This is a genomic window from Eikenella sp. (genome assembly GCF_057315495.1).
Genome location: NZ_DBHKXY010000042.1, coordinates 26969 through 34496 on the forward strand (window position 1 = coordinate 26969; position 7528 = coordinate 34496).

Genomic DNA, 7528 nt, shown 5'->3' on the forward strand with positions numbered 1-7528 from the left:
GCTACCTGAAATTTCAGGTAGCCTTTGCATATCATATTTGTTGTAGGTTGGCATTGCTGCCGACATTTTGTCTGAGTTCGTCCATCTATAGCCAAACCAATACATCGATACAAGATGAGTCAATGCGGTATCGCTGTGTGTTAATTCACAATGCCAACAGAATAACCACTGCTTCTTAAGCTAACTTGCCACCCGTCTGCTGGTGCAGCTGAACGAAGCGCAATTTTTCGGGAAACAAGGGCTTGCATGCTCGAAGCGGCGCAGCCGCAAGTTGCGAGCCCGCCCGAAAAACTGCGCGGAGTGAGGGAAGTTTGGCAAAGCCAAACCTGTGCCCGCAGTCGCTTTTCTTTGCTTCCTTTCTTTGGCGAAGCAAAGAAAGGAAGTGCCCCGCGCCGGCACGAGGCGCAAAGGTGAACAGGATGCTAATGTGTGAAGGCTACCTGAAAGCTCAAATAGCTCAGAACTGCAAAAGTCAGTGCAATGGGCTCTATCCTGCCCTGCTTTTTCCACAACAAAAGGCTACCTGAAAGTTTAGTTTCGCAGAAATTCCGCTATGCTGCGTTTTATTGCGTTGAAGCTTCGTTTTCAGGTAGCCTTTTGCCAACCGCCGAGCCGTATCTTATCCTCCATCAAAACCATTCCCGCCCAAAGCTGCTAAAATCTTTCCAGCCGCCCGTTTTGCGGCAATAAGCAAAAATAAGCATAAAGGAGGCATCTCATGGATCTAGCCCAATTAGCCGAACAAACCCGCGCCCTGGCGCTTGATATCCTGCACCAATCCGCCATCGGCGAAGGGCAGATTTTTGTGCTCGGCCTGTCCACCAGCGAAGTGATCGGCGGCCGTATCGGCAAAAATTCCAATCAGGAAGTGGGCGAAGTAGTCGTGAAAACCCTGCTCGACATCCTGAACGAACGCAAAATCTACCTTGCCGTGCAAGGCTGCGAGCACATCAACCGCGCCTTGGCCGTGGAGCGCGAGCTGACCGAACAATACGGACTGGAAATCGTGAATGTATTGCCCGGCTTGCATGCCGGCGGCAGCGCCCAATTGGCTGCCTTCAAATATATGCGCGACCCGGTGGAAGTGGAATTCATCACCGCCCACGCCGGGCTCGACATCGGCGACACTTCCATCGGTATGCACATCAAACACGTGCAAATCCCCCTGCGCCCGCAACAGCGCGAACTGGGCGCTGCCCACGTTTGCGCCCTCGCCAGCCGCCCGCGCCTGATCGGCGGCGAACGCGCCGGACACTATAAAGACAGCATTCGCCGCGTGTAACACCAAGCGGCAGGACAAAGGCTACCTGAAAGCGCGAACCGCAATGCAGTTTAAATTGCGGTGCACTTTTCAGGTAGCCTTTCTCTTTCCTCCTCGCCAATACTGCTACAATGCCCTCCTTTCCATTTTTCTGCCAAAGGCTACCTGAAAATGTCTGCCGACCGCTATGCCGTGTTTGAAAACCTCAATGCTCCCGAAACTGCCGCATTTGCCGCTGCCGAACATGCGCAAACGCAAGCCTGGCTGGACAGCCGGCCGGATTACGAGCCGCTGCGCCGCGATATTTTGGCGGTGTTGCAAGACGAGCAGCAGATTCCGTTTTGCCAGGAGCACCGCGCGCGGATGTATCACTTTTATCAGAGCGAGGAGTTTCCGAAGGGTGTGTACCGCGTGTGCAGCGCGGCTTCGTATCGCGCCGGGCTGCCGGAATGGGAGGTGTTGTTTTCGGTGGCGGATTTTGATGCGGTGTTGGGTGCGGATGTGTATTTAGACGGCGTGTCGCACTATGTGGAGCAGCCGAACCGGGTGCTGCTCTCGCTCAGCCCGGGCGGCGGCGATGCGGCGTTTACGCTGGAATTTGATTTGGAAACGCGTCAGGTGGTGCCCAACGGTTTTCACTTTCCGGCGGGCAAAAACCACATTGCCTGGCGCGATGAAGACAGCGTGTGGGTGTGCCCGGCTTGGGACGAGCGCCAGCTCACGGCTTCGGGCTATCCGCGCGAGGCGTGGCTGTTGCGGCGCGGGCAGAGCTTCGAGGAGGCGCAGCCGCTGCTGCAAACGGCGGCGGAGTCGGTGTGGGTGCACGCTTGGCGTTATCTGGATGCGCAGGGTGCGCCGCTGGATTTGCTGGAAGAAAGCACGGGCTTTTTCAGCCGCCGTTATTTTCAGGTAGCCTCAGACGGGGCGCTGCTGCCTTTGGGGCTACCTGAAACTTGTGAAATTTGCGGTTATTTGGGCGGCTGGCTGCTGGTGTTGCTCAAGCACGACTGGCTGCGGGCAAATCAAAGTTATGCGGCGGGCAGCTTGGTGGCGGTGAAGCTGAACAAGGGCGTGCTGGGGCAGGCGCAATGCCTGTTTGCGCCGCAGGCGGGGCAGTCGGTGGAGAGCGTGGAAACCACGCGCCATTTTGTGGCTGCTACCTTGCTGGACAATGTTTCAGGTAGCCTCAAGGCTTGGCGTCTGCAGCAGGGGCAGTGGCAGCCAGCTGAAGTGCCCGAGCTGCCGCTGGAAGGGGCGGGCGTGCTGGAGTTTGCCGACCAGCCTTGGGGCGGTGATGTGCTGTATATCGCGGCCAGCAGCTTCCTTTCGCCGCTCACGCTCTATACGCTGGATTTGCAGCGGCAGGAGTGGTGCGTGATGCGCCGCCAGCCTGCGCAGTTTGATCCGGAGGGGGTAAGCGTGCAGCAGTTGCACGCTGTGTCGGCCGATGGCGAGCGCATTCCGTATTATCACGTGGGCGGCGGCGAGCCGAGCGCGCCCGCGCTGGTGTATGCCTACGGCGGCTTCGGCGTGCCGGAACTGCCGCATTATTTGGGCGTCATCGGCCGGCATTGGCTTGCGCAGGGTGGTGCGTTTGTGTTGGCCAACATTCGGGGCGGTGGCGAATTCGGCCCGGCCTGGCATGCTGCCGCCCAAGGCGCGGCGCGCAAACACAAAAGCGCGGAAGATTTGGTGGCCGTGGCGCAGGATTTGGCCGTGCGCGGTTTGTCTGCGCCCGAACGCATTGTGCTGCAGGGCGGCAGCAACGGCGGGCTGGTGTGCGCCGCCGCTTATTGTGCCGTGCCGCAAAGCATCGGCAGCATGGTGTGCGAAGTGCCGCTCACCGATATGTTGCACTATCCGCACCTCTTGGCCGGCGCTTCGTGGCAGGAAGAATACGGTAATCCCGATGCTGAGCCGGATAGAGGCTACCTGAAAAAACTTTCGCCCTACCACAATCTGCACGATGGCCAAACCTACCCGCCCGCCCTCATTACCACCAATCTGAGTGACGACCGCGTGCATCCCGCCCATGCGCTCAAATTCCACGCCCGCTTGCGCGAAATCGGCGTGAACAGCCGCCTCTACGCTCCCGAAGCCGGCGGGCATGCGGGCAACGCCTCGCAGGAAGAAGTGGCCGCCGAGCTGGCTGCCGTGCTGGTGTTTTTGCGTCAAACGGTGGGCAAATAGTGGCATGGTTGTAGCGGATACCGGGCCGGCTAACGCTATAGTTGTTGGCGAAATTTCACTATCAAGGCAGATGCCAACCATTGCCTGTTTATATCGGCTTTTTGGCGCAGTTTGCAAAGGCCGTGCGCTATGCTAATATGCGCACCGTTATTTTCAGGTAGCCTCAAAATCTTTGTAGGGCATGGATAGCAAAACGCATATAAATCCGTTACAATGCCATTTTTAGAGAACTACCTTTAAAATTTTTCCCCGTTTATTTAAGGACAAGGACCCCACAATGGAAAATATCGAACAACGTGTGAAGAAAATCGTTGCCGAACAATTGGGTAAGAGCGAAAGCGAAGTGAAAAACGAATCTTCTTTCAGCGAAGATTTGGGCGCCGACTCTCTGGACGTGGTTGAGCTGGTAATGGCTTTGGAAGAAGCTTTCGGCTGCGACATCCCCGATGAGGAAGCTGAAAAAATCACTACCGTTCAACAAGCCATTGACTTCGTTACTTCCCGCTCCAACTAATCGGCAGCAGGTTTAACAGCAGAATATCAGCCTCTGCCCCGGCGTATTTCCCGCCAAGGGCAGAGGTTTTTGTTATTGCGGCCGCTTTCGGGCAGGCCGAAGGATAGATAAACAATCATGAGTCAGAGAAGAGTAGTGGTAACCGGGCTGGGGCAGATTTCCCCGGTGGGCAACAATGTGGCCGATGCCTGGCAAAACCTGTTGTCCGGCGTGAGCGGCATTGGCCGGATTACTCGTTTTGATGCGGGCGAATTGAGTGCCCAAATTGCCGGCGAAGTGAAAGATTTCCAAATCGGCGATTACATCGGCGCCAAAGAAGCGCGCCGCATGGATGCCTTTATCCACTACGGCATTGCCGCTGCCTTGCAGGCGGTGGCCGACGCCGGGCTGGACGACTACGCCGCCTTGGATAAAACCCGCGTGGGCGTGAACATCGGTTCCGGTATTGGCGGCCTGCCTTCCATTGAAGAAACCGGCATCGTGGTGCACGAAAACGGCCCGCGCCGCATCAACCCCTTCTTTATTCCCGGATCGTTGATCAACCTGATTGCCGGCCACGTTACCATCCTTAAAGGCTACCAAGGTCCCAGCTACGGCATTGTGTCGGCCTGCACCACCGGTGCGCACTGTATCGGCGATGCTGCCCGCATGATTCAATATGGCGATGCCGACGTGATGGTGGCCGGCGGTGCTGAAGGCGCGGTGTGTATGCTCGGCGTGGGCGGTTTTGCCGCCATGAAGGCGTTGTCTACCCGTAATGACGATCCCGCCACTGCTTCCCGCCCGTGGGATAAAGACCGCGACGGCTTCGTGATGGGTGAAGGTGCCGGCGTGCTGGTGTTGGAAGAATACGAACACGCCAAAAAACGCGGCGCAAAAATCTACGCCGAACTGGCCGGTTTCGGTATGAGCTCCGATGCACACCACATTACGGCGCCCAATGCCGAAGGCCCAGCATTGGCTGTGGCACGCGCCTTGAAAGATGCCGGCCTCAATCCGAGCGACATCGATTATGTGAACGCGCACGGCACATCTACCCCGCTGGGCGATGCCAACGAAACCACCGCGCTGAAACTTGCCTTCGGCGAGCACGCCAAAAAACTGGTGGTCAACTCCACCAAATCCATGACCGGCCACCTGCTCGGTGGTGCCGGCGGTGTGGAAGCCGTGTATTCCGTGTTGGCGCTGTATCACCAAAAATCACCGCCCACCATCAACATCTTCGAGCAAGACGTTGAAGGCGGCTGCGATTTGGATTACTGCGCCAACGAAGCCCGCGACCTGTCCATCCGTGCCGCCATTTCCAACTCATTCGGCTTCGGCGGCACCAACGGCACGCTGGCGTTCAAGCGCTTTGACGGCTGATTAAACGCCAGTATTTAGAGTATAAAAGGCTACCTGAAAACGTGGCGAAGCGGAGTTTCTGCGAAGTTCAAATCCGTTTGCCGTTTTTCAGGTAGCCTTTATCACAAGCAACCAACACAGGAGCACACTATGCAAATCTGCATCATCGGCGCCGGCGCCTGGGGCACTGCCCTTGCCATCCACTTTGCCCAAAACGGCCAGCAAGTTTGCCTGTGGACACGCGAAACCGAACATGCCGCCGCCATGCGTGCCGAGCGCATCAACTCAGGCTACCTGAAAGATTTCCCCTTCCCCGAAGCACTCAGCATTGCCGATACGCCGCCGCCCAAGCCTGAGCTTGTTATCATTGCCACGCCCACCGCCGGCCTGCGCGGCAGTTTGCAAACCATGCGGCAATGGAGCTGGGGCGATATTCCCGTGCTCACCGCCTGCAAAGGTTTCGAGCAGGGCAGCGGCCTACTGCCGCACCAAGTCGCCCGCCAAGAGCTGCCGGACAACCCGCGCATCGGTATTTTGTCCGGTCCCAGTTTTGCCCAAGAATTGGCGCAACAGTTGCCCTGCGCCGTTACCCTCGCCTCCGACAACACGGCTTGGATTGAATCACTCGCCGCCGCACTTAGCTCCGCTGTACTGCGCCTGTATGCCAACGACGATATGGTGGGCGTGGGCGTGGGCGGTGCCGTGAAAAATGTGATGGCCATCGCGGTGGGCATTGCCGACGGTCTGCAATACGGCCTCAATGCCCGCGCCGCCCTGATGACGCGCGGCCTGGCCGAAATCAACCGCTTGGCACTGGCCTTGGGTGCCAAGCAAACCACTCTGATGGGTTTGGCCGGCATGGGCGACCTGATCCTTACCTGCACCGGCTCGCTCTCGCGCAACCGACAAGTCGGCCTCAAACTGGCCGAAGGCAAGCCCTTGCCCGTGATTTTGTCCGAACTCGGCCATGTGGCCGAAGGCGTGTACACCATCCGAGAAGCTGGAGCGCAGGCAGCCAAACTTGGTATTGAAATGCCCATCACGCGCATCCTGAACGAGCTTTTAGACGGCCGTGTTGATGTGAATGATGTGGCCGAGCGGTTGATGCTGCGCGAAATCCGCAGCGAATAATTACCACCGAACCTATCTTGCCATCGTAATGCGAGCGGATTTTACAGAAGGTATTTAATTATAAATTTTCCCAGTGTTTGTTCCGTATGGCGCAAGTTTCAGTATAATGCGGCCAGGTTGCTGATTCTGGCAGCCAGAGATTTAGCAAGAGACAGATTCATGAATAATCAACTTGAACATTTGCAAAACTCCATCGAAACACTGGGGAGCCGTTATCAGGCTGCTGTGCGTGAAAAGCAGGCGCTGAGCAAAAAAATCAGCGAGATGGATGCGGCTTGGCAGAAACAGCGCCATGATCATCGCGCTACTATGGATGGCTTGCAACTGGCCTATAGTGAAAGAATGTCACGCATGGAGCGCGAGCTCACCAGCCAGATTGAAGCCCTACAGCAAGAAAACGCTGCTTACCGCAAGCTATTGGAGCAAAGTGCCGCAGATATCCGCGCCTTGCTACAACGCTTGCCGATGCCCGCCGCTAAGGAGCAGGTTGTATGAGTATCGAACAAGTCAATGTAGATATCCTAGGGCGCCAGTTCAACATCGGCACGCCCAACAGCGAGAAAGAAACTTTGCTGCAGGCGGTGCATATGCTGAACCAGAAGATTGGCGTGATCCAATCTTCCGGCCGGATTGTGGAAACCGACAAAATAGTGATTATGGCTGCGCTGAACCTCACCCACGACCTGCTTAAAATGAGCGCGAAAGATGGTTTGGCAATTGGCGAAATTGAGCGTAGAATAAGCACCATGATTGAAAGTTGCGATAAAGCACTTGATTTGGAAAAGTAAACCGATTATTCTTCTTTATAACCCTGCGGTGTTTGTGAAGGCACACTATTCCTTTGAACCAATAATTTCGCTTCAGGCTGCAGATTGAGTGGTGGGCGTGCGCGTTCCTCGTGGACGTACCCGAAACTGCCGGAAGTGGCCAACCTTGATTCAAGGTTCAAGCGAATCGAGCCAAAGCGGCATTCGCGGGGTTACCCATACTAAAAGCCGGTATCTTAAGATGCCGGCTTTTGCGTTGGCTGTAATATAGTGAATTAAGGCATAAGTAACAAAAAAGGTGCTAAAGCCCCCCCGCAAGCC

The 7528-nt window shown here is 56.4% G+C and carries 7 protein-coding genes and 1 other RNA gene; all 8 read left to right on the forward strand.

Annotated features, from left to right (window positions below):
- The first annotated feature begins 718 nt into the window (after positions 1-718).
- The 8 genes from ACO6EE_RS07630 (at position 719) to ssrS (ending at position 7424) form a co-directional block, all read left to right on the forward strand.
- Positions 719-1282 (forward strand): TIGR01440 family protein, encoded by a 564-nt coding sequence (locus ACO6EE_RS07630; protein ID WP_485960372.1) that lies wholly within the window; start codon positions 719-721, stop codon positions 1280-1282.
- A 144-nt stretch (positions 1283-1426) separates the two neighbouring features.
- Complete coding sequence (locus tag ACO6EE_RS07635) at positions 1427-3451, forward strand: prolyl oligopeptidase family serine peptidase (RefSeq protein WP_485960379.1); 2025 nt, start codon at positions 1427-1429, stop codon at positions 3449-3451.
- Positions 3452-3728: 277 nt separating this feature from the next.
- Entirely contained in the window at positions 3729-3965 is a 237-nt protein-coding gene (acpP, locus tag ACO6EE_RS07640; protein ID WP_003824915.1) for an acyl carrier protein, read from the forward strand.
- Positions 3966-4082: 117 nt separating this feature from the next.
- Complete coding sequence (gene fabF / locus ACO6EE_RS07645) at positions 4083-5330, forward strand: beta-ketoacyl-ACP synthase II (RefSeq protein ID WP_485960374.1); 1248 nt, start codon at positions 4083-4085, stop codon at positions 5328-5330.
- Positions 5331-5459: 129 nt separating this feature from the next.
- Positions 5460-6440 (forward strand): NAD(P)H-dependent glycerol-3-phosphate dehydrogenase, encoded by a 981-nt coding sequence (locus tag ACO6EE_RS07650; protein ID WP_485960376.1) that lies wholly within the window; start codon positions 5460-5462, stop codon positions 6438-6440.
- A gap of 159 nt (positions 6441-6599) precedes the next feature.
- Positions 6600-6935 carry a hypothetical protein gene (locus tag ACO6EE_RS07655; protein WP_485960377.1) on the forward strand — a complete coding sequence of 112 codons (336 nt, stop codon included), beginning with the start codon at positions 6600-6602 and terminating at the stop codon, positions 6933-6935.
- Positions 6932-7228: a cell division protein ZapA gene (locus ACO6EE_RS07660; protein ID WP_064105706.1), complete on the forward strand. Its 297-nt coding sequence runs from the start codon at positions 6932-6934 to the stop codon at positions 7226-7228. Before ACO6EE_RS07655 ends, ACO6EE_RS07660 begins: the two co-directional genes overlap by 4 nt.
- A 17-nt stretch (positions 7229-7245) precedes the next feature.
- Positions 7246-7424: non-coding RNA, 6S RNA (ssrS, locus tag ACO6EE_RS07665), on the forward strand.
- The last annotated feature ends 104 nt before the right edge of the window (positions 7425-7528 follow it).

Bases quoted from the DNA above. Each gene is read 5' to 3' on its own strand.
- acpP (WP_003824915.1), top strand. From the start codon at position 3,729: ATGGAAAATATCGAACAACGTGTGAAGAAAATCGTTGCCGAACAATTG.
- fabF (WP_485960374.1), top strand. From the start codon at position 4,083: ATGAGTCAGAGAAGAGTAGTGGTAACCGGGCTGGGGCAGATTTCCCCG.
- ACO6EE_RS07660 (WP_064105706.1), top strand. From the start codon at position 6,932: ATGAGTATCGAACAAGTCAATGTAGATATCCTAGGGCGCCAGTTCAAC.
- ACO6EE_RS07650 (WP_485960376.1), top strand. From the start codon at position 5,460: ATGCAAATCTGCATCATCGGCGCCGGCGCCTGGGGCACTGCCCTTGCC.
- ACO6EE_RS07630 (WP_485960372.1), top strand. From the start codon at position 719: ATGGATCTAGCCCAATTAGCCGAACAAACCCGCGCCCTGGCGCTTGAT.
- ACO6EE_RS07655 (WP_485960377.1), top strand. From the start codon at position 6,600: ATGAATAATCAACTTGAACATTTGCAAAACTCCATCGAAACACTGGGG.